This is a genomic window from Pseudonocardia sp. Cha107L01 (assembly GCF_052566575.1).
The window spans coordinates 7,682,675-7,707,048 of sequence record NZ_CP199579.1 but is presented as its reverse complement, the minus strand read 5'-3'; the positions used below and the strand labels follow the sequence as shown (position 1 = coordinate 7,707,048).

The 24,374-nt window shown below is 70.6% G+C and carries 23 protein-coding genes; 16 read left to right on the top strand and 7 right to left on the bottom strand.

Annotated elements, in window-relative coordinates; all coding sequences use genetic code 11:
• The first annotated feature begins 6 nt into the window (after nt 1–6).
• From ACTXG6_RS36415 to ACTXG6_RS36395, 5 genes are all read left to right on the top strand, one after another.
• Nucleotides 7–1,038, top strand: coding sequence for a substrate-binding domain-containing protein (locus ACTXG6_RS36415; RefSeq protein WP_445183865.1), 1,032 nt, complete (start codon nt 7–9; stop codon nt 1,036–1,038).
• A gap of 8 nt (nt 1,039–1,046) precedes the next feature.
• On the top strand, nt 1,047–2,042 hold the full coding sequence (locus tag ACTXG6_RS36410) for an ABC transporter permease (RefSeq protein WP_445183864.1): 996 nt from the start codon (nt 1,047–1,049) through the stop codon (nt 2,040–2,042).
• Nucleotides 2,039–2,821 carry an ATP-binding cassette domain-containing protein gene (locus ACTXG6_RS36405; protein ID WP_445183863.1) on the top strand — a complete coding sequence of 261 codons (783 nt, stop codon included), beginning with the start codon at nt 2,039–2,041 and terminating at the stop codon, nt 2,819–2,821. The genes ACTXG6_RS36410 and ACTXG6_RS36405 overlap by 4 nt, the downstream gene beginning before the upstream one ends.
• An 11-nt stretch (nt 2,822–2,832) precedes the next feature.
• On the top strand, nt 2,833–3,702 hold the full coding sequence (locus ACTXG6_RS36400) for a sugar phosphate isomerase/epimerase family protein (RefSeq protein WP_445183862.1): 870 nt from the start codon (nt 2,833–2,835) through the stop codon (nt 3,700–3,702).
• A 267-nt stretch (nt 3,703–3,969) separates the two neighbouring features.
• Nucleotides 3,970–5,229 (top strand): DUF222 domain-containing protein, encoded by a 1,260-nt coding sequence (locus ACTXG6_RS36395; protein ID WP_445183861.1) that lies wholly within the window; start codon nt 3,970–3,972, stop codon nt 5,227–5,229.
• Nucleotides 5,230–5,253: 24 nt separating this feature from the next.
• Here the strand turns inward: ACTXG6_RS36395 and ACTXG6_RS36390 are convergent, their stop codons facing one another.
• A complete protein-coding gene (locus tag ACTXG6_RS36390) occupies nt 5,254–6,426 on the bottom strand; it encodes an epoxide hydrolase family protein (RefSeq protein WP_445183860.1) in 1,173 nt (390 codons plus the stop codon).
• A gap of 103 nt (nt 6,427–6,529) precedes the next feature.
• Between ACTXG6_RS36390 and ACTXG6_RS36385 the strand changes: the two genes are divergently transcribed.
• Entirely contained in the window at nt 6,530–7,105 is a 576-nt protein-coding gene (locus ACTXG6_RS36385; RefSeq protein ID WP_445183859.1) for a CGNR zinc finger domain-containing protein, read from the top strand.
• A gap of 97 nt (nt 7,106–7,202) precedes the next feature.
• On the opposite strand, the gene ACTXG6_RS36380 is transcribed toward ACTXG6_RS36385, so the two are convergent.
• Nucleotides 7,203–7,637 carry a nitroreductase family deazaflavin-dependent oxidoreductase gene (locus ACTXG6_RS36380; protein ID WP_445190196.1) on the bottom strand — a complete coding sequence of 145 codons (435 nt, stop codon included), beginning with the start codon at nt 7,635–7,637 and terminating at the stop codon, nt 7,203–7,205.
• A 252-nt stretch (nt 7,638–7,889) separates the two neighbouring features.
• A complete protein-coding gene (locus tag ACTXG6_RS36375; protein ID WP_445183858.1) occupies nt 7,890–9,128 on the bottom strand; it encodes an MFS transporter in 1,239 nt (412 codons plus the stop codon).
• A gap of 94 nt (nt 9,129–9,222) precedes the next feature.
• On the opposite strand from ACTXG6_RS36375, the gene ACTXG6_RS36370 reads away from it, so the two are divergent.
• From ACTXG6_RS36370 to ACTXG6_RS36360, 3 genes are all read left to right on the top strand, one after another.
• Nucleotides 9,223–10,104, top strand: coding sequence for a LysR family transcriptional regulator (locus tag ACTXG6_RS36370; RefSeq protein WP_445183857.1), 882 nt, complete (start codon nt 9,223–9,225; stop codon nt 10,102–10,104).
• A gap of 156 nt (nt 10,105–10,260) precedes the next feature.
• A complete protein-coding gene (locus ACTXG6_RS36365; RefSeq protein ID WP_445183856.1) occupies nt 10,261–12,324 on the top strand; it encodes a potassium channel family protein in 2,064 nt (687 codons plus the stop codon).
• A 29-nt stretch (nt 12,325–12,353) separates the two neighbouring features.
• Nucleotides 12,354–12,836, top strand: coding sequence for a RidA family protein (locus ACTXG6_RS36360; RefSeq protein WP_445183855.1), 483 nt, complete (start codon nt 12,354–12,356; stop codon nt 12,834–12,836).
• 15 nt (nt 12,837–12,851) lie between these two features.
• Here the strand turns inward: ACTXG6_RS36360 and ACTXG6_RS36355 are convergent, their stop codons facing one another.
• The 4 genes from ACTXG6_RS36355 to ACTXG6_RS36340 all read right to left on the bottom strand — a co-directional run bounded on the left by ACTXG6_RS36355 (nt 12,852) and on the right by ACTXG6_RS36340 (nt 18,243).
• Complete coding sequence (locus tag ACTXG6_RS36355; RefSeq protein ID WP_445183854.1) at nt 12,852–14,216, bottom strand: class-II fumarase/aspartase family protein; 1,365 nt, start codon at nt 14,214–14,216, stop codon at nt 12,852–12,854.
• Between the two features lie 187 nt (nt 14,217–14,403).
• On the bottom strand, nt 14,404–16,140 hold the full coding sequence (locus ACTXG6_RS36350; RefSeq protein ID WP_445183853.1) for an ABC transporter ATP-binding protein: 1,737 nt from the start codon (nt 16,138–16,140) through the stop codon (nt 14,404–14,406).
• 329 nt (nt 16,141–16,469) lie between these two features.
• Complete coding sequence (locus ACTXG6_RS36345; protein WP_445183852.1) at nt 16,470–16,637, bottom strand: hypothetical protein; 168 nt, start codon at nt 16,635–16,637, stop codon at nt 16,470–16,472.
• A gap of 70 nt (nt 16,638–16,707) precedes the next feature.
• Entirely contained in the window at nt 16,708–18,243 is a 1,536-nt protein-coding gene (locus ACTXG6_RS36340; RefSeq protein ID WP_445183851.1) for a ferredoxin reductase family protein, read from the bottom strand.
• Between the two features lie 214 nt (nt 18,244–18,457).
• Here ACTXG6_RS36340 and ACTXG6_RS36335 point away from each other — a divergent pair, with 214 nt between their 5' ends.
• From ACTXG6_RS36335 to ACTXG6_RS36305, 7 genes are all read left to right on the top strand, one after another.
• Nucleotides 18,458–19,165 (top strand): response regulator transcription factor, encoded by a 708-nt coding sequence (locus ACTXG6_RS36335; protein WP_445190195.1) that lies wholly within the window; start codon nt 18,458–18,460, stop codon nt 19,163–19,165.
• Nucleotides 19,162–20,595 (top strand): ATP-binding protein, encoded by a 1,434-nt coding sequence (locus ACTXG6_RS36330; RefSeq protein ID WP_445183850.1) that lies wholly within the window; start codon nt 19,162–19,164, stop codon nt 20,593–20,595. Before ACTXG6_RS36335 ends, ACTXG6_RS36330 begins: the two co-directional genes overlap by 4 nt.
• A 205-nt stretch (nt 20,596–20,800) precedes the next feature.
• On the top strand, nt 20,801–21,526 hold the full coding sequence (locus tag ACTXG6_RS36325) for a GAF and ANTAR domain-containing protein (RefSeq protein ID WP_445183849.1): 726 nt from the start codon (nt 20,801–20,803) through the stop codon (nt 21,524–21,526).
• A 19-nt stretch (nt 21,527–21,545) separates the two neighbouring features.
• Nucleotides 21,546–22,298 (top strand): GAF and ANTAR domain-containing protein, encoded by a 753-nt coding sequence (locus ACTXG6_RS36320; protein WP_445183848.1) that lies wholly within the window; start codon nt 21,546–21,548, stop codon nt 22,296–22,298.
• 198 nt (nt 22,299–22,496) lie between these two features.
• Nucleotides 22,497–22,658, top strand: a complete 162-nt coding sequence (locus ACTXG6_RS36315) for a DUF6307 family protein (protein WP_445183847.1) — start codon at nt 22,497–22,499, stop codon at nt 22,656–22,658.
• A gap of 223 nt (nt 22,659–22,881) precedes the next feature.
• Nucleotides 22,882–23,352, top strand: a complete 471-nt coding sequence (locus ACTXG6_RS36310) for a DUF5994 family protein (RefSeq protein ID WP_445183846.1) — start codon at nt 22,882–22,884, stop codon at nt 23,350–23,352.
• A gap of 102 nt (nt 23,353–23,454) precedes the next feature.
• Entirely contained in the window at nt 23,455–24,372 is a 918-nt protein-coding gene (locus ACTXG6_RS36305) for a slipin family protein (protein ID WP_445183845.1), read from the top strand.
• The last annotated feature ends 2 nt before the right edge of the window (nt 24,373–24,374 follow it).

The window sequence follows — 24,374 nt, the reverse complement described above, 5'->3', positions numbered from 1 at the left end:
ATGGCTGTGACGAACAGGATCCGAGCAGTGTCGGTCGGTGCGCTGGCCCTCGTCGCGGTCGCCGGCCTGGCCGCGTGTGGCGGCGGTGCGCCGGCCCCGACCGCGGTGCCCGGTGGCCCGCCCAAGGTCGCGGCGGTGATCAAGGGGCTGGACAACCCGTTCTTCCAGGCCATGCAGAAGGGCATCGAGGACAACAGCGCCACCGCCGGGCTGCACACCACCGTGCAGGCCGCGACCTCGGTCACCGACACCACCGGCCAGGCCGACAAGCTGACCGGGCTCGCCGGCCAGGACTACAGCTGTTACGTGGTCAACCCGATCTCCGGCACGAACCTCGTGCAGGGCATCGCCCAGCTGGCCTCGAGCGGCAAGACGATCGTCAACATCGACAGCCCGGTCGACCCCGCCGCCGCGCAGGCGGCCAACGCGAAGATCGCCACCTACATCGGTACCGACAACGTCGCGGCCGGCAGGATGGCCGCCCAGGAGATGGGCAAGCTGCTCCCCGCCGGCGGCAAGGTCGCGGTGGTCGGTGGCATCGCCGGCGACGTGACCAGCGGCGACCGCATCCAGGGCTTTACCGGCGGGGTCGGCCCCGGCGTCCAGGTCGTGCAGGCCGTCGCGGCCGACTGGGACCGTCAGCAGGCGCTGACCCAGGCCACCAACGTGCTGCAGGCCCACCCGGACGTGACCGGTTTCTTCGTCGCCAACGACGACATGGGACTCGGGGTGACCAGGGCGGTGGCCAACGCCGGCAAGACCGGCCAGGTCCACGTGGTCAGTGTGGACGGCAACCCCGACGCGCTGGCCGCGGTGAAGAGCGGCGAGCTGGCCGCGACCGTGGCGCAGTACCCGTACGCCATCGGCGAGATGGGGGTCGACGCCTGCCGGGCCGCCGCGTCCGGCGCCACCCTGCCGGCCAAGGTGGACGCGCCGGTCGCGCTGGTCACGAAGGACAACGCCGACAAGGCCATCGCCGCCACGCCCAAGCCCTTCGCCAGCTACACCAACCCGTTCACCTCGCTGATCGGCAAGTGAGTACGACGGTGACCCCGACGACCAGCCCGTCCCGGCCGGACACCCGACCCGGGAGCCGTGTCCCGGCCCTCGGCGCGCTGCTGCGCGACGGCGGGATCTGGGCGGACTGGGCCGCCGCGGTCGGGCTGGTGGTGCTGGTGGTGGTCTTCCAGATCGCCAACCCCACCTTCCTCTCCAGCGGGAACATCCGCTCGATGCTGGTGGCCTCGGCCATCCTGGTGGTGCTCTCGGTCGGCCAGACGTTCGTCGTGCTCACCGGCGGCATCGACCTGTCGGTGGCCTCGGCGATGACCTTCGGCGCCGTGCTGTTCGGCTTCGGCATCAGCCACGGCTGGGGCATCGCCGGCTGTGGGGTGCTCGCGGTCCTCGGCGGCGCGCTGATCGGCGTGGTCAACGGGCTGCTCATCGGGCACGGCCGGATCACCGACTTCGTGGTCACCCTTGGCAGCCTGTCGGCCGCGTCCGGCCTGGCGCTGGTGATCGCCGACGGCAAGCCGGTCACCGTGGTGAGCGTGCCGCTGCTGATGCTGTCCACCGGCGGCGTCGGGATCATCGGCTGGACGGTGCTGGTGGCCGCCGTGGTCGCGGTGCTGGCGCACCTGGTGCTGTTCCGCACCCGGTGGGGCACCCACGTGTTCGCGGCCGGCGGCTCACCGGAGGCGGCCACCGCCACCGGGATCAGCGTGCCGGCCATCAAGATCGCCGTCTACACGGTGTGCGGGGTGCTCGCCGGGCTGGCCGCGATCCTGCTGGTCGCCAGGGTGGGGGCGGCCGAGCCGGCGGCGAACACGTCATTCCTGCTCAACTCGGTCGCGGCCGTGGTGCTCGGCGGGGTGAGCCTGGTCGGCGGGCGGGGCAGCGTGCTGGGCCCGGTGCTCGGCGCGCTGCTGCTCACCGCGCTGTCCAACGGGCTGACCCTGCTCGGCGTCTCGCCCTTCTACCAGCCGGTCGCGGTCGGCACGGTCGTCGTGCTCGCCGCCCTGCTCACGAGGTTCCGGAAATGACCGAGTCCGCTGGGCACAACTCGGCTGTGGAAAACCAAGACGTGCTGCTGGAGGCCAGTGGTGTCTCGCTGGCCTTCGGCAGCGTCCAGGCCCTGCGCGACGTGTCGCTGACCGTGCGCGAGGGCGAGATCACCGCGCTGGTCGGCGACAACGGCGCCGGCAAGTCCACCCTGGTGCGCTGCATCTGCGGCATCCACCACCCGGACGAGGGCAGCTTCGTCTTCGACGGCCGGGGTGTGGCGTTCGGTACGCCGCAGGAGGCCCGGGACGCGGGCATCGAGACCGTCCACCAGAACCTCGCACTGGTGGAGGACCTCACGGTCTGGCAGAACCTGTTCCTGAACCGGGAGATCGCGCACGGCTTCGGCCCGCTCGCGCTGCTGGACCGGCGCGCGATGAAGACCAGGGCGGCGGAGATGGTGTCCGAGCTGGCGGTGAACGTGCCGGCGGTGACCTCACGGGTGCGGCGGCTGTCCGGCGGGCAGCGCCAGGCGGTGGCGATCTGCCGGGCCGCCGGGTTCAGCTCCAAACTGGTGATCATGGACGAGCCGACGGCGGCGCTCGGGGTGCAGGAGACGGCCCGGGTCGAGGAGCTCATCACCCGGCTCCGCGACGACGGTCGTGCGGTACTGCTGATCAGCCACAACTTCGACCAGGTGATGCGCCTCGCGGACCAGGTCTGGGTGATGCGGGCCGGCCGGTGCGTTGCCGGGCGGCGTGTCGCGCAGACCACCGGCGAGGAGATCGTCGCGCTCATCACCGGCGCACAGGCAGCGTGAAGGGAACTTCGTTGACCACCAACCCGATCGGCGTGCACGCCCTCGTCTTTGCCGGCGACACCTCAGCGGACTCGGTGCGCCGCGCCGTGTCGAAGACCGCGGAGACCGGCTTCGACCTGCTCGAGTTCTCGCTGCACGACTCGCTCAACATGGACGTCGTCGAGACGCGCCGCCAGCTGGCGGCGGCGGGGCTCGGGGTGGCCTGCTCGCGTGGCCTGGCCTTCGACGCCGACGTCTCCAGCGCCGACCCCGCGGTGGTCGAGAAGGGCGCACAGCTGCTGGCGGGCTCGCTGCGGGTGACTCACGAGCTGGGCGGCACCCACCTCACCGGCGCGCTGTACAGCGCGCTCGGCAAGTACGGTGCGCCGCTGTCCACGGCCGGGCGGGCCAACGTGGTCCAGGTGCTCGCCGATCTCGCCGCGGAGGCCTCGAAGCTGGGTATGACCCTCGGCCTGGAGATCTGCAACCGCTACGAGACCAACGTGATCAACACCGCCCACGACGCGCTGCGCCTCGCCGACGACATCGGTGCCGACAACGTCACCATCCACCTCGACACGTACCACATGAACATCGAGGAGGACGACCTCGTCCGCCCGGTCTACGAGGTCGGCGACCGGCTCGGCTACGTGCACATCGGCGAGAACCACCGGGGCTACCTCGGCGCCGGGCACCTCGACTTCGGCGCGTTCTTCCACGCACTGGCCGACGTCGGCTACACCGGCCCGATCACATTCGAGTCGTTCTCCTCCGCCGTCCTCGCGCCGGGGCTGACCGGCGACCTGGCGATCTGGCGCAACCTGTGGGACGACGGGGAGGACCTCGCCCGGCACGCGCGGAGCTTCATCGCCAACCAGTTGGCGGCGAGCGCACCTCGGTGATCTGGAAGGTGGTTGGCGTGGCAGCGGATGCGGGTGGGTGGTTGTGTTGAAAGACTGTTTTGGACGGGACAACAGCCAGTTCGGGAATCTGAGGTCTCACCTTTTCGCCTGGGTCGGGGACGCCCGTCGGGGACGTCCGGCGGGATGCGCAAAGAATCATGAAGCCTTTTTGCGGGGGCGGCGGAATCGACCCGGAAACTGTCGGACCCCGTCGCCATAATTCTGGGTATGTCCGGGAGCTCGATTGATGACGCACAGCGTGGGGTCATGCATTTCATGGCCGCGTTGTGCGCGCTCGAGGTTTCGGAGGGTGGTGCGGGCCGCATTGATGCGGTGAAGTTTCATCGGTTGGTGCAGCGGCGGTCCCGGTATCAGATGTTGGTGTTGGTGGCCGGGTTGGATCGGGAGGGAGCGTTCGCCGAGCGGGGTACGCGTACGGCGGATGGCGTGGCGGACCTGTTGGGGTTGAGCCAACGGGATGGCCGGCGGCTTGTGTCGGTCGCGGCGAGTGTGTTCCCGACGTCGTTGGCCGGTGAGCCGTTGGAGCCGAAACTGCCGGCGACGGCGATGGCGTTGGGTGCGTTCGAGATCGACCAGGCCCATGTCGAGGTGATCGACCGAGTTCTGAACAGTGACGCCGCGGGCCGTATCGATCCGGTGGACTGGGCTTCGTTGGAGGTGCAGTTGGCCGACCTCGCCCGACTGCACGGGCCCGACAGCCTGGCCCGCCAGGCGTGGGGGCTGCTGGAACTGCTGGACCAGGACGGTGCGCCTCCGGGTGAGGACGATCCGCAGGTCAACGAGCTGCACCTGGCCAAGTCGCGCCACGGTGTCGGCGGGAAGATCAAGGGCCAGTTGGACTCGGCGACGTATGAGACGGTGGCCCGGGCGATCGGGGCGATCCTCAAACCCGCTGCCGACGAGAACAAGTCCCTCGGTCAGCGGCAGGCGGATGCGCTCGGGGAGATCTGCGCGCACACCCTCGACGAAGGCCGCCTACCCACACAAGGCGGCGAGCGCCCGCACGTGGCGATCACCATGGGCCTGGAGGCGCTGAAGGCCGGGTTGCGTGGGGCGAGCCTCGAGCTCGGCGGACATATCGGGCCGGGTGAGGTACGCCGGCTCAGCTGCGACGCTCAGATCACTCCGATCGTGCTCGGTGCCCAGAGTGAGCCGTTGGATGTGGGGCGGGAGAAACGCTGCGCCACGTCGGCGCAACGTAGAGCGGTCGCGGTTCGGGATGGTGGATGCGCCCATCCGGGGTGTGACCGGCCACCGAGTTCCTGCGAGGTGCACCATATTGTGCACTGGGTCCACCAGGGTGAAACAAAACTGCACAATTTGGTGATGTTGTGTTGGACGCATCATCGGATGGTGCACCAGTCCGACTGGGAAGTCCGCATGCGCGACGGGCTCCCCGAATTCATCCCACCGAAATGGATCGACTATTCCCAGGTTCCCCGTCGCCGCCCGCGGAACTCGGTCTGGAAGCCTTCGGGCAACGCCTTGAGCCGGATCAGGCGGTGATCGAGTGCCGGCACCCAGCCGCGTTCACCGATGAGCGGCCAGCACTGCCGCGAGGCCCTCTTGTAGATCTTTGACGAAATACTCGGGAACCTCCAACGACGGGAAATGTCCCCCGGTTTCGGGCGAGGACCATCGGACGATCTGTCGGTACCGCTCCTGCGCCCAGGCGCGCGGACACTTCTCGATGTCGCGCGGGTACATAGTGATTGCTGACGGGACGTCGACCCGAAGTTCGGGGTCCAGCGAGTTGTGGCTTTCGTAGTAGATGCGGGCTGCCGATGCGCCGGTCCGCGTCAGCCAATACAGGGTGACGTCGTCAAGAACGCGGTCTCTGGAAATCGTCTCGAACGGGCTATCTTCGGTGTCTGACCACTCGGCGAACTTGTCAAGGATCCAGGCAAGAAGCCCGACCGGTGAGTCGACGAGCGAGTAGCCGATGGTCTGCGGTCGGGTCGCCTGCTGCTTCGCGTACGCCGCGCGGTGGCGCCAGAAATCGCGGGTTTCCTCGGTCCACTTGCGCTCGACCGCCGTCAGCCCGTCCGTTGTCAACCCGGGCGGTCCCTCCGCGAACGTGGTGTGGATGCCGAGAACGTGCGCCGGGAACCTACCGCCGAGAACCGTGGTGATATTGCCTCCCCAGTCGCCGCCGTGGGCTGCGAACTTGCTGTAGCCGAGCCTTCCCATCAGTTCCACCCATGCGGCCGCGATCTTTTCGGTTCCCCACCCGGTGGTGGCCGGCTTGTCGCTGTAACCAAAGCCGGGTAGCGACGGGACCACGACGTGGAACGCCGGCGCGTCTGCATCTTTCGGATCTGCCAGCTCGTCTACTACATCGATGAACTCGGCAATGCTTCCTGGCCAGCCGTGCGTCAAGACCAGAGGAGTGGCATCCGCGCGCGCGGATCGGCGGTGCAGGAAGTGGATTCCCAGATCATCAATGGTCGTGCGGAACTGGCCGAGCCGGTTAAGGCGCTCTTCGAACGACCGCCAGTTGTACCCGGTGCGCCAGTAGTTCACGACATCGACGAGGTCGGCGAGAGGAACGCCCTGTTCCCATCGGCGAGGGTCGGGCGCGGCGGAAAAGACCGTCTCAGCCTCCGGCAGTCGCGCCGCGGCTAGTCGCGCGCGCAGGTCGTCGAGGTCAGCGTCAGTTGCGTGGGCTTCAAATGCTTGCACGTCGCTGGTTGGACGGGGCATGAGACCTCCTGGCCATCGTGGAACCGGCTACGGCCGATCGCGAACCGGCTAAGACGGTTCTACCATGCCTCCATGCCAGCGCGGAACCCGCTAAGGTGGTTCCATGCGTGCTGGGTTCCCTGACTTCCGCCTCGGTAGCGTGCTGGCGACCAGCTTCACGGGGACTCTGTCGGAGCGTCATGGCAACGCTGTGGAGCGCATCCCCACGCCGCACCGACTCATCGACTGGCTGGCAGTGAACGGCCTCGCCGTGGACTCCTGCAGCACTGCCCAGCTCGACCTCGCTCGGGAACTGAGGGAGTCGATTCACGCCGCCGCGACAGCGGCCGCCATCCAGGACGCTCTCCCTGCGTCTGCTGTCCAAGTCATTAATGACTGCTGCGTTCAGGGTCGGGCCGCGGCTGTCCTGACGCCCGAGGGTGAGCGGCGATGGCGGCTCAGTTCGGCTTCCTGCGTGGAAGATGCCCTCAGCGTGATCGCCGCCGACGCGATCAGCATCATCGCGGGCGAACGAGACGGGAAATTGGCCTTGTGCGCATCGCCAACCTGCCGAGCCGCCTTCTTCGACACCAGCCAAAGTCGCACCCGCAAATGGTGTGACATGAACACGTGTGGGAATCGTCAGAAGAAAGCGCGCTTCGTTGCCAACCAGCGCAAGAACCCCAGATCAGCGGAGTGATCGTTACCTGAGACGGCCACACGGAAAAGCCCCGTTGATCTGGCACGGGGCCAGGTCAACGGGGCTAGATCAACGGGGTCGCGGGAAATGGAGCCGGTCAGACCGGTTCGCAGATCAGGATGGGAATGACCCGGCTCGTCTTCTCCTGGTACTCCGCGTACGGCGGGAACGCGTCCACCGCGCGCTTCCACCAGATCTCGCGCTCGTCACCGTCCAGTTCACGGGTTGCCATGTCCTGCCTGGTGGCCCCGTCCTGGATCTCGACGGTGGGGTTCGCGACCACGTTGTGGTACCAGACCGGGTGGCTCGGCGCGCCGCCCAGGGAAGCGACGATGAGGTACTTGCCGTCGTGCTCGACGCGCATCAGCGGACTCTTGCGGATGTTGCCGGTGCGGGCGCCCTTGGTGGTCAGCACGATGACGGGCAGATCCTTCATGGTGTTGCCCTCTCGCCCGTCCGAGCTCTCGAACTGCTCCACCTGCTTGCGGACCCAATCGACGGGACTGGGTTCGCAATGTCCTTCGAGTGGCATAGGTTTGATCAACATCCTGGGTGGCCGAACTATTCCGGACCGGTAGAGGTGTCCACCTCAGTTGGCGCTCAGCCCCCGGTGCGCGGCAGTAGTGCCCGGCGTCCGAAGTCTTTTGCCGATCTCCGGCGCCCAGATGGCGCCTCGCGGCGTTGTCGTCGGGGCCGATACAACGACGGTATCGGCCCCTCCTCCGCCTTGCGATGCATCCATCTGGATCACCGAATATCTGGCAAGGACTTCGGACGCAGGGCACTAGGCAGGCAGCCTCGAAGGGATCCGGCGCAGTGCCAGGCCGAGCGCGATCGCGCCGGCGAGCAGCACCGTGACGTAGCTGGCCAGGCCGGTCCAACCGGCGTGGTCGTACGCGGTGCCGCCGAGGGTGCCGCCGATGCTGCTGCCCAGGTAGTAGGCGAACAGGTAGAGGGCGGACGCCTGTCCGGGCGAGCCGCCGGGCAGCAGCGAGGCCCGCCGGCCGACCCAGCTGCTGGCGATCGAGTGGCCGCCGAAGAACCCGACGGTGACCAGCACCAGCCCCACGATGACGGTGGGCAGCCAGGCGGGCTCGGTCACCCAGATACCGGCGACGGCGACCAGCGTGGTGGCCCAGAGCATGCGGCGGCGACCGAGTCGGTCGCTGAGGCGCCCGGCGGTGGTGGAGGCCCAGGTTCCGGCGAGGTAGGCGAAGAAGATCAGCCCAGCCAGCGGGACGGGCAGGTCGAACGGGGCGGCGATCAGCCGGAACCCGAGGTAGTTGTAGACGGTCACGAACGCACCCATGAGCAGGAAGCCGATCCCGTACAGGCAGAGGAGGCCGGGGTCGGCGAGATGGGTGCGCAGCGGGCCGCCGAGCTCGCGCAGCCGTACCCGGGGCGGGGCCGCCGCCAGCGACGGCGGCAGCAGCAGGGAGAACACCACCGTGCAGATCAGCGAGAGCACCCCGATGACCGCCAGCGCGAGCCGCCAGCCGCCGACGTCGGCCACCGCCCCGGCGATGAGCCGCCCGGACAGCCCGCCCAGGGTGTTGCCGGCGATCAGCATGCCCATGGCGCCGCCGAGCCAGCGTGGCGCCACCTCCCTGGTGACGTGCGACATCGCCAGTGCGGGCAGTGCGGCGAGTGCGACGCCCTGCACCGCGCGGACGCCGACGAGGATGCCGAAGTTCGGGGCCAGCGGTGCGATCAGTCCGAGGACTGCCGAGGTGGCCAACGCCCAGGTCATGACCTTGGCGCGGCCCCAGCTCTCGGCGATGGCGGCGAGCGGGACGACGGCCAGTGCGAGTCCGAGGGTGGTCGCGGAGAGCGCGAGGCTGGAGGTGGAGGACGACACCCGGAACTGGACGGCCAGCGTCGGCAGCAGGCCCTGAACGCAGTAGACGAGCACGAAGGTGGCCAGGCCGGCGCACCAGAGCGCGGCGGCGAGCCGCCGGTAACCCGGCGTCCCGCGCTCATGGCCCACGACCTCGCCGGTGGCCGGAGCCGAAATCGTTCCCATAGCTAATTACCCTAGGTAGCCAGCGGCGATACGTCCAATGCATGAATCGTAGGCACTTGATGCACAGATGAATGAATAGGCCGATACTGAAGCGGTGACCGTCGACGAGCTGCAGTGGTACGTCGTCCTCGCGGAGACCGAGCACATGACAGAGGCGGCGGCCCGGCTCAACGTGGCCCAGCCGACCCTGTCCCGGGCCCTGGCCAGGCTGGAGCGGCGGCTCGGCACCCCGCTGTTCGACCGGGTCCACCGCCGGCTGCGGCTGAACCGCTACGGCGAGATCCTGTTGGAGCACGCCCGCCGGTGCCTGGCGGAGCTGAGCGTGGCCAGCGACCGGATCGCCAGCCTGCTCGACCCGGACCGGGGAACTGTGCGGCTGGCGTTCCTGCACTCGGTGGCGACCTGGCTGGTGCCGGAGCTGTTGCGACGGTACCGGGAGGGAGCGCCCGAGGTGCGGTTCGAGCTCCGGCAGGCCGCCGGCCACGAGATGCTCGCGGACCTGCGCGCCGGCCACGTCGACCTCGCCGTGAGCGGGCCCCGGCCGGAGGGCGGCGACATCGGCTGGCAGCCGTTGTTCCGGGAGCAGCTGTGCCTGGTGGTCCCGGAGCGGCACGCGCTGGCGGGTCGGGGCCGGTGCGGGCTGGCCGCCGCCGCGAGGGAGCCGTTCGTGGCGCTGCGCCGGGGGTTCGGGATGCGCGAGATCAGCGACGAGCTGTGCTCAGCGGCCGGTTTCACGCCGGCCATCGCGTTCGAGAGCACCGAGATCCCGTCGATGGAGGGGCTCGTCGCGGCCGGCCTGGGGGTGGCGGTGGCCCCGCTGCCCAGGGCGCACCGTTCCACGCCCGGCGTCGCCTACCTGCCGCTGACCGATGCCGGCGCGCACCGGGTGATCGGCCTGGCCTGGCCGCTGGACCGGCCGGTGCCACCGGTGGCCGAACGGTTCGCCGAGTTCGTCCGCTCCCGCCGCTGGTCCTAGTGGTTTCCAATTGCGTCGGCGGCAGTCTCGGCCCGGCGCTCACCCCCGGCAACCGAGTTCCGCGCACCTGTCGGAGCCGCGTACCGGGCACCCCGCCGCGACCTGTCGTCACCCGGCCGTCATCGAAGTGTGACCCACTCCGGTGACACTGCCGTGATGTCAGCTCAACAGGGACCGACCGGGCACGTTGTGGTGTGCGGGGTTCGCGGGGTCGGCCTGCGCACCGTCGAGCAGCTCCATGCCAGCGGGGTCGACGTGGTGGTGGTCGCGGACGGCCCGGACAGCGACCCGCTCACCGACCGGCTGCTGGCGGGCTGGGGAGTGCCCCGGATCGCCGGCCGGCCGAAGGAAGCGCTGGTCGAGGCGGGCATCGCCGGTGCCGCGGCGGTGGTCTGCGTGCCCGACGACGACCTGCGGGCGATGGAGATCGCGTTGCTGGTGCGCAGGTTGCGCCCCGATGTGCGGCTCGTCGTCCGGATGGGCAACTCGGCGGTGGGCCGGGCGCTGGCCGAGGTCATCGGTGAGGGCAGCGTGCTCGACGTCGCCGCGCTCGCCTCGCCCTCGGTGGTGGAGGCCTGCCTCGACTCGCGGCCGCACCCGATCGAGCTCGCCGGGCAGGTTTTCGTCGCGGCCCAGCTCATCGCGCCGCGCGACGCCACCCTGCGGGAGCTGTACGGACCGCTGGCCCCGATCGCGGTCGCCGGTCAGGTGCCCGGTCCGGCGGTCGCCGGTCCGGTGCCCGGTCCGGGGGGTGCAGTGACTGGTCCGGTGTCCGGTCCGGCGGGGGGCGCAGCGGGTGTTCCGGCGGGGGGCGCGGCGGCTGGCCCGACGGGTGGCGCGGAGCCGGCGGCCGACCCGGTGATCTGCCCCGGCCGGGACCACCCGGTGCGGGCCGGTGACCGGGTCACCGCGATCGGCACGCTCGACCAGTTCGCGGCGCACGGCGGCGGCGACGTGCTCGCCAGGCTGCGGCCCAGCGCACCGGTCCGGTACGGCGGTGGTGCGCGCGGGGCCGGCGCCGCCCGCGCCGTCGAACAGGAGGACCGGGGTAGCCGGGCCGGGCTGCGCGTGCTGTTGCGCTCGCTGGCCGCCGAGTCCGACCGCCCGCTGCGCACCACGCTGCTCGTGCTGGGTGTCCTGTTCGCGGTCTCGGTGCTGGTGCTGCGGCTGGGCTACGTCAAACCCGACGGTGCTTCGATGACGGTGCTGGACGCGATCTACTTCACCGTCGAGACCATCGCCACCGTCGGCTATGGGGATTTCTCGTTCGCCGAGCAGGCGCCCTGGCTGCGGACCTACGCGATCGCGCTGATGATGTTCGGTGTGGTGCTCGCCGCGATCTGGTTCGCGCTGCTCACCCAGCTACTGGTGAGCAGTCGCATCGAGCGGTCCTTCGGGCAGCGCCGGGTGGGCGCGATGAAGGGCCACGTCATCGTGGTCGGGCTGGGCGAGGTCGGCGTGCGGGTGCTGGAGGGTCTGCTCGCGGCGGGCCGCCAGGTCGTCGTGCTGGAGCGGGACGAGAACAACCGGTTCCTGCCCAGAGCGCGGCAGCTGGGCGTGCCGGTGGTGGCCGGCGACGCCACCGACGCCACCGTGCTTGGCGAGGTCAATCTCGGTTCGGCGGCGGCTATCGCGGTGCTGACCAGCAGCGACCTGGTGAACATCGAGACCGGCCTGGTGGTGCGGGACCAACTCGGGGACCGGTGGGCCAGTGTGCCGGTGGTGCTGCGGGTGTTCGACCGTGAGCTCGGTGAGACGGTCGGCGCCGGCTTCGACTTCCGCTACGTGCGCTCGACGGCGGCGTTGGCCGCACCCTGGTTCGTCGGTGCGGCGCTCGGGCTCGACGTGCTCGGCACCTTCTACGTCGACCGCACGCCGTTCATGGTCGGCCGGCTCGCGGTCGCGCCCCGGGGCGGACTGGACGGGCTGGCGATGGGTGAGCTGTCCGCCCGGACCAGGGTGGTGGCGATCCACCGCGCGGCCGGGGCCGACGGTGTCCGCACCGTGGAGTACCCGCCGCGCAGCGGCACCCGGTTCGGCGCCGGCGACGACGCGTACCTGGTCGGGCCGTACGAGGAACTGCTCGCGGTGCTGCGCCGGGACGCGCTCGCACCCGGTGACGCCACCCCGGCCGGTGCCGCGGCCGAGCCCGGTGACGCCACCCCGGGCGGCGGCGCGGCCGAGCCGGCGCGGCCCGGGAGGCCCGCTCGCTACCGTTGAGGAGTACACCCGACGCGAAGGGGTTCCTGGTGCGCATCGAGAAGCGGCTGGCCGAGCTTGGACTGGTGCTGCCCGACCGGATGCAACTCCCACCCGGCGCGCAGCTGCCGTTCCCGTGGGTCCGGGTGCACGGGAGCCGGGCGTTCGTGTCCGGCCACGGGCCGCTGAACCCGGACGGCTCGCTGGCCGCGCCACTGGGCAAGGTCGGTGACCAGGTGAGCCCGGAGCAGGCCTACGAGGCGGCCCGGCTCACCGGGTTGGCGATGCTGGCCAGCCTGCGTCGCGAGCTCGGCGACCTGGACCGGGTGACCGCGTGGCTGCGGGTGTTCGGAATGGTCAACGCGGCACCCGGGTTCGTCGCGATGCCGTCGGTGATCAACGGATTCTCCGACCTGATCCTGCGGGTGTGGGGCGAACCGGCCGGCAGCCACGCCCGCTCCGCCGTCGGTCTCGCCGAGCTACCCTTCAACCTCCCGGTGGAGATCGAGGCCGAGGTAGCGCTGCGGCCCTGACCCGGCGTTGCTGGCTCAGCGTGGGTCGGGTTGGGTGGGTGCTCGGCGCGCGCGCCAGAGTGCGAGTGCGGCGGTCACGGTGTCGTGTGGGTGGCCGACGTAGTCCTCCGGTGCCAGGTCGGTGTCCACGCCGGCGGCCAGGTGTTCGGGGAGCGCTCGGGCGAGGGTGGCGTGGAGTGGTTCGCCGGTGCGCCGGCAGTCCTGGACGGCCCGGTAGACGACGTCGTGCGCGCGCTCCCGGCCCAGGTGCGGGGCGAGCCGCATCATGTACGCCTCGGCCATGATGAGGCCGCCGTCGACGTCGAGGTTGGCGCGCATCGCCTCGGGGAAGACCTGCAGGCCGGTGGCGGTGGCGGCGGCGGTGGCGAGCGCGGCGGCGCTGAGGCTGATCAGCTGGGGAAGTACCTGCCACTCCGCCTGCCATTCGCCGGCGGCCCGCTCGTGACCGGCCTCCATGATGCGGAACAGTGCCGAGCTGAGCGCCCCGGTGGTGGCGGACAGTCCGATGATCGCTTCGGACCCGATCGGGTTGATCTTCTGCGGCATCGTGGAGGAGGCGCCCCGGTGGTGGCCGGCGACCTCGGCGACCTCGGCGATCTCGGTGCGGGACAGGTCCACCACTTCGCGGGCGAACCGCGCGCAGCTCGCCGTGAGCAGAGCGCAGACCAGGCCGAACTCGGCGATGTTGTCCCGGGCGACGTGCCACGGCACATCGGTGCCGGCCAGCCCGAGCAGCTCGGCGACCCGGGCGCGCAGCGCGGCCGCCCGCTCGCCGTAGGCCGCCGAGGTACCGCCGGCGCCGAACAGTGACACCACCGCGACGCGCGAGCGGGCCGCGTCGAGCCGGTCCCGGTGCCGGGCCAGTTCGCCGAGATAGCCGGCGATCTTCGCGCCGAACGTGGTGGGTACCGCGTGCAGGGCGTGGGTTCGGCCGGCGATGACGGTGTCGACGTGGCGCTCGGCGAGCTCGGCCAGCGCGTCGCCGAAGTCGCCGAGCAGCTCGCCCAACCGCCGCGCCGCCGCGTCCAGCTGCACGGCCAGCCCTGAGTCCATGATGTCCTGGGTGGTCGCGCCGTAGTGCACGTGGCCGCGCCGCGCGGCGGGCAGCGCCTCGTCGATCTGCCGGACCAGCGACAGGATGGGATAGCCGACGTTGCGGGCCTGCTCCCAGAGCAGCTCGGCGTCGATGTTGTCCAGGGTGGCTGCCGCGACGATGGCCGCCGAGTCCTCCCGCGCCAGCACACCGAGCTCGCCCTGCGCGGTCGCCAGCGCCGCCTCCACCCGCAGCCACGAGTCGATCGTCGCCTCGGCGGACAGCAGGCGCCCGGTGGGCTCGTCGCCGTAGAGCCCGACCAGCATCTCGAAGCGTGGGGGCAGCATCACACCTCCAAGTCAATCGATTGTCTCGAAGGATACGCGCCGTCCGCCCGCACGGACCAGCCGCAGCGCGCAGACCAGCCGCAGCCGGTCGGCACAGACCGGCCGCGGTCCGCACAGACGCTGCAGCATCTGTGCGGGCCGTAGCCGGTCTGTGCGGGCGACCCAAGGCTTGAAGCGGTCGGCAATGCTAGGCACTCACGACCTCGGCGGTGGCGGTGGTGCTGACGGTGCCGTGGTCGAGGGTGATGACGGTGTCGGCCAGTGCGGCGAGCGACAGGTCGTGGCTGATCAGCAGGGTGGCGCGGCCGTGGGCGAGGGTGCGCAGGGTCGGCACGAGCTCGGCGACGGCACGGTTGTCCAGGCCGGTGGTGGGCTCGTCGAGCACCAGCAGCGGGGTGTCCCGAAGGAAGGCGCGGGCCAGCGCGATCCGCTGTCGCTGCCCGCCGGACAGCTGTGGCCCCCGGTGCCCGAGCCGGGTGTCGAACCCGTTCGGCAGTCGGCGGATGAACTCCTCGGCCCCGGCGGCGCGGGCCGCCTCGGCGACCGCCTCAGGGGTGGCGTGCGGGCTGCCGTAGGCGATGTTGTCCGCCACCGTCCCGGTGAGGATGGTGATCTCCTGGGGGAGCAGGGTGAGGCTCTGGCGCAGCGCGGCGAGGGAGTAGTCGCGCAGGTCGACGCCGTCCAGGGTGATCGCGCCGCCGGTGGGGTCGTAGTAGCGCGGCAGCAGCCGGGTCAGCGTGGACTTGCCGGCACCGCTCGGCCCGGTGACCAGCACCAGCTCCCCTGGGCGGACGGTGAAGGAGACGTCCCGCAGCCCGGGGGTGGGGGAACCCGGGTAGTCGAAGCTGACCCGGGAGAGGCTGAGTAGCCCGTGCCGCGCCGGTGCGTCCACGGTCCGGGCGTTGGACGCCGGCGCGGGGTCGGTGATCAGCGGGACGGCGTCGAGGACCTCGGCGAGCCGGTCGCTGCTGGCCCTGGCGGCGGTGACCGTCAGCACCAGCTCGCCCAGGCGTTGCAGCGGAGCGAACAGGAACCCCAGGTAGGTGGCGAAACCGACAAGGCCGCCGATGGTCAGCCGGCCGGCGGCGATCTCCCAGGCGCCCAAACCGAGCACCGCCAGGACGGCCCCGGTCTCCAGCAGATCCGTCAACGGGGTGTACAGCGAGGACAGCCGGTTCTGCGCCAGCCGGATGCCCATCCAGCGCCGGCCGTCGTGGTGCAGCCGCCGCCCCTGGAGGTCCTCGGTGCGGTACGCCTGGCTCAGCCCGATCGTGGCGATGCTCTCCTCGAGCCGTGCGGTGATCGCGCCGTTGCTGGCCCGCTCGTCCCGCGACAGTGCGTTGAGGCGCCGGGAGAAGCGCCGGGTCGCCAGCATGAGCAGCGGCATGAGCGCCATCACCACCAGCGCGAGATCCCAGCGGAGATAGAAGATCGCACCGGCGAAGAACAGCACGGAGATTCCCGAGACGACAAGCTGGACCAGCCCGGAGGACACCATCGACTCGATCGCGTCGATATCACCGGAAAGGCGGGCGACCAGGTCGCCGAGGCTGTGTCGGGCGAAGAATTCGGGGCTCAACCGCTGCAGGTGCGCGAATGTATTGTCGCGCAGTCGCAATAGGAATCGCTCGGTTGCCATTCCGGTCAGATAGGAACCGGCGAACGTGGTCACCCCGCCGATCACGGCCGCGACGATCCACCACCGGGCCGGTGCCCAGTAGGCCGCGAGGCTGCCGGTCTCGGCCAGTCCGTCGACGATGTCGCTGAACATCCACACCGCGGCCGTGTCGGCGGCGGCCGCGGCCACCATGAGTAGCGTGGCGACGGTAAGGGTGGCGCGGTCCGGCCTGGCCAGCGGCCAGAACCGGGCCAGGACCTGGCGCAGGTCCTGTTGGGTGGCCCGCGCGGTGACCGCGATGTCCATGATGTCGTTCCCCGAACCTTTCACGGGACCGGGCCGGGACCCGCTGTGCGCGGGCCCCGGCCCCGTGTCCATCCGGATACCGGGTCTCACCCGGTGCTGGGTCTGACGAGATCGCCGTTGCTCAACGCCGCGGCGACCTCCGCGGCTGCGGGTGCGCCGGGGCCTTGGGCTTGGGGGCCGGGCGGCGGGGGTTAATCGGTGCGAACTTTGCCATTTCGGTCATCTCCGTAGTTTCTTCGGTGTGACGCTGTTGCGTCCTTACATAAATGACTTTAGGGACGTTTCCTATGGGCTCGCTTTGCGTTGCCATTGTCAATCATGGGCATTCGTCAGCCGGTCGTGGCGGTCGTGATGGTGGCAGTCGTCGTGATGGCGGCGGTCGATCCACAGTCGCCGTGTTGGCCGGTGTCGGGTGCGTCGCCAAGGCTGAGCTGGTAGCTGACGAGGATGCTCAGGGCGGCGAAGGTGGAGACGATCCAGAGGGTTAATCGGCGCATGTCAGGTTCTCCGGTCGGGACTGGGGCGGGATCGGTTGGACGGGTCGGTTGGACGGGTCGGGTGCACGGGTCACCAGGCGAAGTCCTCGGAATGCAGGTGTTCGGCGGGCACCCCGGCCTCTCGGGCGGCGGCGCGGACAGCGGCCATCCACGGTGACGGCCCGCAGAGCCAGATGTCGCGGTCGGCGACGTCGGGCACCAGCCGTTTCAGGTGCTCGGCGTCGGTCAGTTCGGCGCCGGACCCGGCGGGCAGCCAGGACGCCGCGCGGCGCCGGGGCCCGGCCAGGTAGTGCACCCGCACACCGCGGCTCGCGGTGAGGTCGGCGAGCTCGTCGGTGAACACCGCACCGTCCGGCTTGGTAACCCGGTAGAGTAGCGTCGCCTCGCCGTGGTGGTAGGGAAGTTCCTCCAGCAGCGCCCGCATCGGGGTGATGCCGACGCCGGCGGCGATCAGCAGTACCCGGCGGTTGCGTCGCCGTTCCGAGGTCAGGGCGCCGTACGGCCCCTCGATCAGCACCCGGGTGCCGGGTTTCAGCCGGCTGACCCGGTTGCTGCCGTCGCCCACCGCCTGCACGGTGAGCCGCAGCTGATCACGACTCGGTTGCGCGGACAGCGAGTACGGGTTGGCCCGGGTCCACCCAGGGCCGTCCAGGAAGCGCCAGAGGAAGAACTGCCCGGCACGTGCGGGCAGCCGGTCGAGCCGGTGGCCCCTGATCAGCACCGACACCACACCCGGCGCCTCGGGTACCACGGCGAGAACCCGGAGTCGGTGGTACGCCGAGCGCCAGCCGGGCAGCCCGAGGCGGAAGACCAGCACTGCCGCCAGCGCGGCGCCGTACAGCGTCCACCAGTAGATCCGGGCGGGGAGGGAGTTGTTGAACTCCGAGCCGGCGAAGACCTGGTGCGGCAGCGCCAGCCCCATCCCCAGGTAGGTGTAGAGGTGCAGCAGGTGCCACGACTCGTACCGCAGCCGCCGCCGGGCCGCCCGGATCGACAGCCCGACGACCATGATCAGCAGCACCGTGCCCACCGTGGCCACCAGGACACCCCGCTGGTCGAACTGGAACTGCCACAGCTGCGCCAGGATCGAGAGGCCGTCGTGCTGCGCGTACTCGACGGTGATCAGTACGACGTGGGCCATCATGAACCAGAACGACGCCATCCCCAGGAGCCGGTGCCGGCGGGCGAGCACGTCGTGCCCCCAGGCCCGCTCCACCCACGGGATGCGGGCCATCAGCAGGACCTGCAGCAACATCAGGTCCGACGCCAGCAGCCCGGCCAACCGCCCGAACGAGTCCGAGCCGGCCAGGCCCAGCGAGAGGCTCTGGATGCCCTGGTTGTACGCCCACAGCGCCACCACGACCACCACGCTGGCGATCGCCGGCGCGCCCAGCAGGTCACAGACGGTGCGCTGGCGGCGTGCGGTACGCCGGGTTCCGCCGGGCCAGCCCGGCGCGGTGTCGCGAGGGGTGTCGACCGCGGTCCCGGGACGGCTCGGCGACGAGGGCTCGGCGGCGACCGCCGTCGCGGAATGTCCGCGCCGACGGGGCGAACTGTCCGGCTGAACCGGCCGGTCAGGCGGCGGCAGCCGATTGGATTCGGGCATCTCGGGTCGTCCTCTCGGATCGGGAGTGCGCCGGGGGTGGGGGGCCGCCGGCGATCGAACTTGCTTCCGAGAGTTGGACCGGTAGCTGTGCGCCCGATGAGTCGCCCGGCGTTCCGGGCCCGATCTTCAGGTTCAGTTCAGGCAGACACCCCTAGCGGCTGAACCGGGTGGTGTGGTGGCGTCCGCCGCGGTCCGGCCCGGCACGATGGCGTCCATGGGGACCACCGACCCGCCCACCCGGCCCTCGGCATCCGCGAGGGTTCTGGTGGTGGAGGACGAGGCGACGATCCGGGCCGCCGTCGAGCAGGCGCTCGTCGACGGTGGCTTCGTCGTCGGCGGCCGGGGGCACGGCGGCGACCTCGAGCAGGTGCTGGCCGGGTTCCGCCCCGACCTGGTGATCCTGGACATCATGCTGCCTGGGCGGGACGGTTTCCGGCTGCTCGAGGTGATCCGCGAGCACACCGACGCGGCCGTCATCCTGCTCACCGCGCGGGACGGGGTCGACGACCGGCTGCGTGGTCTCGACAGCGGCGCCGACGACTACGTCATCAAGCCGTTCCTGCTCGCCGAGCTCGTCTCCCGGGTGCGGGCCGTGCTGCGCCGCCGCGGCCGGGTGCCCACCGCCGTCCAGTACGGCGACCTGGTCATCGACGAACAGTCCGGCACGGTCAGCCGGGCCGGCGGGGTACTGGATCTGACCGCCACCGAGCTGCGGCTGCTCAGCTACCTGTTCGAGGAGCGCGGCCGCACGGTCACCAAGAACCAGATCCTGACCCAGGTCTGGGGTTACGACGACTACGACCCGAACATCGTCGAGGTGCACATCAGCGGGCTGCGCCGCAAGCTGGAGGGCCGGGGCCCGCGCATCGTGCACACCGTGCGCGGCCTCGGCTACCGGCTCAGCCTGCCGGAACCGCGATGATCGGCGGCCGGGCTCCGTGCCGGTGGGCGGTGCTGCGCGCCAGCTCGCTGCGCTGGCGGGTGACGGTCGTGGTCATCGCGGTCGCCACCCTGCTTTTGGTCGGCGTGGGCATCGTGGTCGACGTCGTGCTGGGCCAGCAGCTGAACCACCAGCTCGACGCCCAGCTGTCGGTGCACGCCCAGCGCGCCACCATGCTCATCCAGGACGGCGTACCACCCGATGAGCTGGTGCACCAGCTGCACGACCGGGCTGTCCTCGCGGAGCTGCGGAAGGCCGACGGCAGTCCGCTGTTCAGCGAACCGTACGCGCAGGTCAGTGCGTCCGGACCGGGCGCTGCCGCGGCGCGGGAGGTGTTCCAGCTGCCGGACGGTACGCAGCTCGTGCTCACCGCCGACGACCGGAGCGTCAGCGACGTGCAGGCCCAGCTCCGGCTGTTGATCGTCGTCGTCGGTGGCATCGGGCTCGTGCTGGCGGCCATCGCGATGCTCGTCGGGGTGCGCGCCGCGCTCCGCCCGCTCGACACCATGACCGGTCTCGCCGAGGCGATCACCGCCGGCGACCGGGGCCACCGACTGCGGCCGAGGGACTCCCGCACCGAGCTGGGCCGCACCGCCACCGCGTTCGACACCATGCTCGACGCCCTGGAGAGCGCCCAGGCCGACACCGAGGCCGCGGCGTCGGCGGCCCGGGCGGCGGAGGCCGTCGCGCGCCGGTCCGAGGCGACACTGCGGCGGTTCCTCGCGGACGCCGCCCACGAGCTCCGCACCCCGCTGACCGGGATGCAGGGTCTCGCCGAGACGCTCGTGCGGCATCCGGACCTGGAGCTGTCCCGCCGGGAGGAGCTCGCCACCACCATGGTCCGGGAGACCCGCCGGGCCACTCACCTGGTGGCCGAGATGCTCGAGCTCGCCCGCATCGAGGGCGGGCTGCCCCTTCGACTGGAGCCGCGCGACCTCGGCGCCCTCGCCGCGCTCGCCGGCCAGGAGACCCAGCGGGCCCAGCTGCTCGCGCCCACGTTGACCGTCTCGCTGAGCCCGGACCCCGATCCCGGGGGCGCCGAGGTGGACGTCGACGAAGGCCGGATCACCCAGATCGTCACCAACCTGCTGGACAACGCCCGCCGGCACACCCCCGCCGGCGGCACCGTCGGCGTCACCGTCGAACACACCGACACCGAAGCCCTGCTCACCGTCCGGGACTCGGGGCCCGGCCTCCCGGACGGCGACCGCGAGCGCATCTTCGACCGGCTGGTCCGGCTGGACGACGCGCGGGCCCGCGACTCCGGCGGCGCCGGCCTCGGCCTGCCCATCGCCAGGGCGCTGGCCAGGGCGCACGGCGGCGAGCTGGCCTACCTGCCCGGCCAGCCCGGCGGCGCCTTCCAGCTCCGGCTGCCGCTGCGCCCGGCCGCGGCGCCGGGTCGCGTCAGCTGAACAGTGCAGCGAGCGGGTAGTGTTCGACGCTCGTCGTCGGCGCCCGATCCAGACCCTGTCGCGCTCCGTGTCCGGGAACAAGCACAGACGGGACTGGCTGTGGCGGTGGACGCGTTCGGTGGCGGCTCGACCCTGCCCGGCTGTGCTGCAACCGGGCGAGCTCTCCCCGAGCGCGATGTCCTCTTGTGCGGTGTCCTCTTGTGCGATGTCTGAGTACGGGGCCGTCACCCAGGCCCTGCTGGGGATCGCCAGGGACGTCGCGGACGACTACGCACTGGCCGAGTTGATCTGTCGGGCGTGTGTGGACGGGCTGGATGTGGACGGGGCGGCAATGTCGGTGCTGACTACCAGCGTGGCCCGGCAGACACTGCACGCCACCGACGCCACCGCCGAGCGCCTGGAGGATCTGCAGTTCAGCCTCAACGAGGGCGCGTGCATCGAGGCGGCAACCACCGGGCGGCCGGTCCTGGTCAGCGACCTGCACCACAGCACCGAGGTAGTGCGCTGGCCCATCTTCGCCGCGGCCGTTGTCGAACAGACCGAGGTGCGCGCATTGTTTGCGTTGCCGTTGCAGTGGGGAACCACAAACCTCGGTGTTCTGGATCTGTATCGACGGGTACCCGTGGGACTCAGCCATGACCAACAGCGAGACGCCCTCCGCGGCGCGGACACGGCGGCGTTGATGATGCTCACCCTGCGTACCGACCCCGCCGGCTCCGCCAGGGGCGATGAGCGCTGGCTGGGCCACCTGGTGGCCAGCCGCGCGGAGATTCACCAGGCCACCGGCATGGTGCTGATGCAGCTGGAGGTCAGCGCGACCGAGGCCCTGGCCCGCATGCGGGCCCATGCGTTTGCCGAACAGCGGCTGCTCATCGACGTCGCGCGCGACGTCGTGGCCAGGCGGCTGCGGTTCACCGAGGAGATGAAGTAGTGATGACGAGGTGGGAGCTGTGAGCCAGCAGGACAGCCGCGAACAGTCGTTGGCCAAGGCATTCGTCTCGCTGGCCGACACCCTGGTCGACGATTACGACGTCATTGAACTGCTGACCAGGTTGGTCGACCACAGTGTCGAGCTGCTCGACGCCGACGCCGGGGGCATCATGCTGGCCGATCCGCACGGGCAGCTGCGGGTGGTCGCGGCGTCGAGCGAGGATGCCGAGCTGACCGAGCTGATGCAGCTGCAGAGCGACCAGGGGCCCTGCCTGGACTGTTTCCGCCAGGCCGCCTCGGTGACCGTGCCGGACCTGGCGCGGGAGGCGTCGCGCTGGCCGGTGTTCGTCGCCGCCGCCATGCGCCGGCCGCTGTTCCGCGCGGTCCACGCGGTGCCGCTGCGTCTGCGCGGCGAAGCCGTCGGCGCCCTGAACCTGTGGCACCGCCAGCCCAGCTCGATGCCCGCCACCTTGCTGACGCTCGGCCAGGCGCTGGCCGACGTCGCCACGATCGGAATCCTGCAGGAGCGGGCGATCCGGCGCACCGAGGTGCTCAACGAGCAGTTGCAGGGGGCGCTGACCAGCCGGGTTGTCATCGAGCAGGCCAAGGGGGTGCTCGCCCAACACTCGGGCACGAGCATGGACCGCTCGTTCGACATGCTCCGCAGGTACGCGAGGAGCAACCGGCGGCGGCTGGCCGAGGTGGCCCGCGAACTCACCGATCGGACGCTCAGTCCCGACGCGGTACTCGGCGCCGCCGCAAGTTCGGACTGATCCTTCGGTGGCACCGCGCCGGGACGTCCGCCGCCGGGTCACAAGTTCGGCGGTTTCGCCCGTCACCGGGGTCTCAACGGCCCGGACAGGGCGTAGGGTCAGGGCCGTTGGGAGCAACTCGCATGCGGGCGCTCAAGCCCGCGTCGTCCCCGATGAGAGACGACGCCGGTGGCTCGCCACCGGTCAAGGAATGTGACAATGAGTAACGACACCCAGACTCTCTCGCCCTATGACCGACGGGTCCAACTCGTCCTGGCGACGATCAACGAGAACGAGAAGAAGCTCGGCGACAAGGCTGCGCGCAACCTCGCGGTGAAGGTCCTGCATGCGCTCGACCACATTCCGGAAAAGGTGCGCTGAACCAAATCTCCGCGATCCGGCCGCGCCGGCCGACGCCCGCTCCGTGTGTCTACCCCGAGGAGCGGGCGTCGGTATGTCACAAGTTGCCCGGTTCCGCGTAAGAGCCTCGGCAGCGTATAGTTGGCGCTACCGAGAGCATTTCGTGCGCTGGTGGTCAAATCCGCGCCGTTTTCGGGTATCCAAAATCGGTCGCCGCGCGACTGAGAATGGTGGAACCGGCATGATGTCGGCCTCGAACAGCAGCACCGTCCAGGACCCGATCACCACGAGGCTGGCGCTCAAGCCCGGGGTCGAGGCCCGCTCATCCGCGACCGGCTTCGTCGACGGCGCCTGGTGGCCCGGTTCGCGGGACCTCGCCGACGAGATCCCGGCCCTGCTCGCGGCACTGCCCAAGGCGCTGGGACGCGTTGAGCGGGTCAGCTACAACCTGGCTACCTGGGGCGTCACCGTCCGCATCCTGCACATCGACGGTGCCGCGGTGCACCTCGCCGGATACCGCTCGCAGAACGCGGACACGGTGGACGTGCTGGGCCGCGACCACCGGGTCACCCTGCTCGTGGTGCCGCCGGAGGCCACCGAGGACACCGCTCACGCGGCGCTGGCGACGGCCTCGGCACGGGGCAACACGGACAGCCCGGCCGATCTGCTGGCCGCGTCCGGCGCCCGTCCCGGTGCACCTGTGGCGGCCGCGTAAATATCTCGCCGGCGCGTCCCGTGCCGTAATTGTTGACGGCGCTGACCATTTTCGGTCGAGCGTCGGCACATATTTCCCGCGCATCGCGGGTTTGAGGAAATCATGGCTGGCTTTATTGTTCCGGTAATTGTCGTCCTGGTGGCACTGTTGCTGGGGGCCAGTGTTCGCCTGGTCCAGCAGTACGAAAAGGGTGTCGTGCTGCGGTTCGGCCGGCTCTCCCCGACGATCCGGGGGCCGGGCCTGCACCTGATCATTCCGTTCGCCGACAAGATGACCAAGGTATCGCTGCGCACCGTGGTGATGGGAATCCCGGCCCAGGGCGCCATCACCCGGGACAACGTGACGTTGACCGTGGACGCCGTCGTCTACTTCCGGGTGATCGACCCGGTCAAGGCCATCCTGAACGTGGAGAACTACCCGCAGGCCGTGTCCCAGGTGTCCCAGACATCACTGCGTGCCGTGATCGGCCGGGCCGACCTGGACACCCTGCTGTCGGACCGGGACGGGATCAACGCCGAGCTGCAGACGGTCATCGACGGACCCACCGAGGGGCCCTGGGGCCTGCACATCGAGCGGGTCGAAGTGAAGGACGTGGCGCTGCCGGAGGGCATGAAGCGCTCGATGTCGCGGCAGGCCGAGGCCGAGCGGGAACGCCGCGCCCGGATCATCGCCGCGGATGGTGAGTTCCAGGCGTCGGCCAAGCTGGCCGAGGCCGCCAGGGCAATGGGCGACACCCCCGGTGCGCTGCAGCTTCGGCTGCTGCAGACCGTGGTCGACGTCGCCGCCGAGAAGAACAGCACCCTGGTCATGCCGTTCCCGGTCGAGCTGCTCCGGTTCTTCGACCACGCCGCCAACGCCGCCGCCCAAGCCCCGGCCGCGGCCGCGGCCGCGACGGGGACCTCCACCACGCCCGCCGGCCCGGTCAACGGGCACGGCACGGCACCGACCACTGAGGTGCTCGCCGCGCTGACCGCGCTGGCACCGGAACCGCCCACCGACCCGACCCCTGGAGAGGACTGATT

Bases quoted from the DNA above. Each gene is read 5' to 3' on its own strand.
- ACTXG6_RS36405 (WP_445183863.1), top strand. From the start codon at position 2,039: ATGACCGAGTCCGCTGGGCACAACTCGGCTGTGGAAAACCAAGACGTG.
- ACTXG6_RS36395 (WP_445183861.1), top strand. From the start codon at position 3,970: ATGCATTTCATGGCCGCGTTGTGCGCGCTCGAGGTTTCGGAGGGTGGT.
- ACTXG6_RS36390 (WP_445183860.1), bottom strand. From the start codon at position 6,426: ATGCCCCGTCCAACCAGCGACGTGCAAGCATTTGAAGCCCACGCAACT.
- ACTXG6_RS36385 (WP_445183859.1), top strand. From the start codon at position 6,530: ATGCGTGCTGGGTTCCCTGACTTCCGCCTCGGTAGCGTGCTGGCGACC.
- ACTXG6_RS36380 (WP_445190196.1), bottom strand. From the start codon at position 7,637: ATGCCACTCGAAGGACATTGCGAACCCAGTCCCGTCGATTGGGTCCGC.
- ACTXG6_RS36375 (WP_445183858.1), bottom strand. From the start codon at position 9,128: ATGGGAACGATTTCGGCTCCGGCCACCGGCGAGGTCGTGGGCCATGAG.
- ACTXG6_RS36365 (WP_445183856.1), top strand. From the start codon at position 10,261: ATGTCAGCTCAACAGGGACCGACCGGGCACGTTGTGGTGTGCGGGGTT.
- ACTXG6_RS36355 (WP_445183854.1), bottom strand. From the start codon at position 14,216: ATGCTGCCCCCACGCTTCGAGATGCTGGTCGGGCTCTACGGCGACGAG.
- ACTXG6_RS36350 (WP_445183853.1), bottom strand. From the start codon at position 16,140: ATGGACATCGCGGTCACCGCGCGGGCCACCCAACAGGACCTGCGCCAG.
- ACTXG6_RS36345 (WP_445183852.1), bottom strand. From the start codon at position 16,637: ATGCGCCGATTAACCCTCTGGATCGTCTCCACCTTCGCCGCCCTGAGC.
- ACTXG6_RS36340 (WP_445183851.1), bottom strand. From the start codon at position 18,243: ATGCCCGAATCCAATCGGCTGCCGCCGCCTGACCGGCCGGTTCAGCCG.
- ACTXG6_RS36335 (WP_445190195.1), top strand. From the start codon at position 18,458: ATGGGGACCACCGACCCGCCCACCCGGCCCTCGGCATCCGCGAGGGTT.
- ACTXG6_RS36330 (WP_445183850.1), top strand. From the start codon at position 19,162: ATGATCGGCGGCCGGGCTCCGTGCCGGTGGGCGGTGCTGCGCGCCAGC.
- ACTXG6_RS36325 (WP_445183849.1), top strand. From the start codon at position 20,801: ATGTCTGAGTACGGGGCCGTCACCCAGGCCCTGCTGGGGATCGCCAGG.
- ACTXG6_RS36315 (WP_445183847.1), top strand. From the start codon at position 22,497: ATGAGTAACGACACCCAGACTCTCTCGCCCTATGACCGACGGGTCCAA.
- ACTXG6_RS36310 (WP_445183846.1), top strand. From the start codon at position 22,882: ATGTCGGCCTCGAACAGCAGCACCGTCCAGGACCCGATCACCACGAGG.
- ACTXG6_RS36305 (WP_445183845.1), top strand. From the start codon at position 23,455: ATGGCTGGCTTTATTGTTCCGGTAATTGTCGTCCTGGTGGCACTGTTG.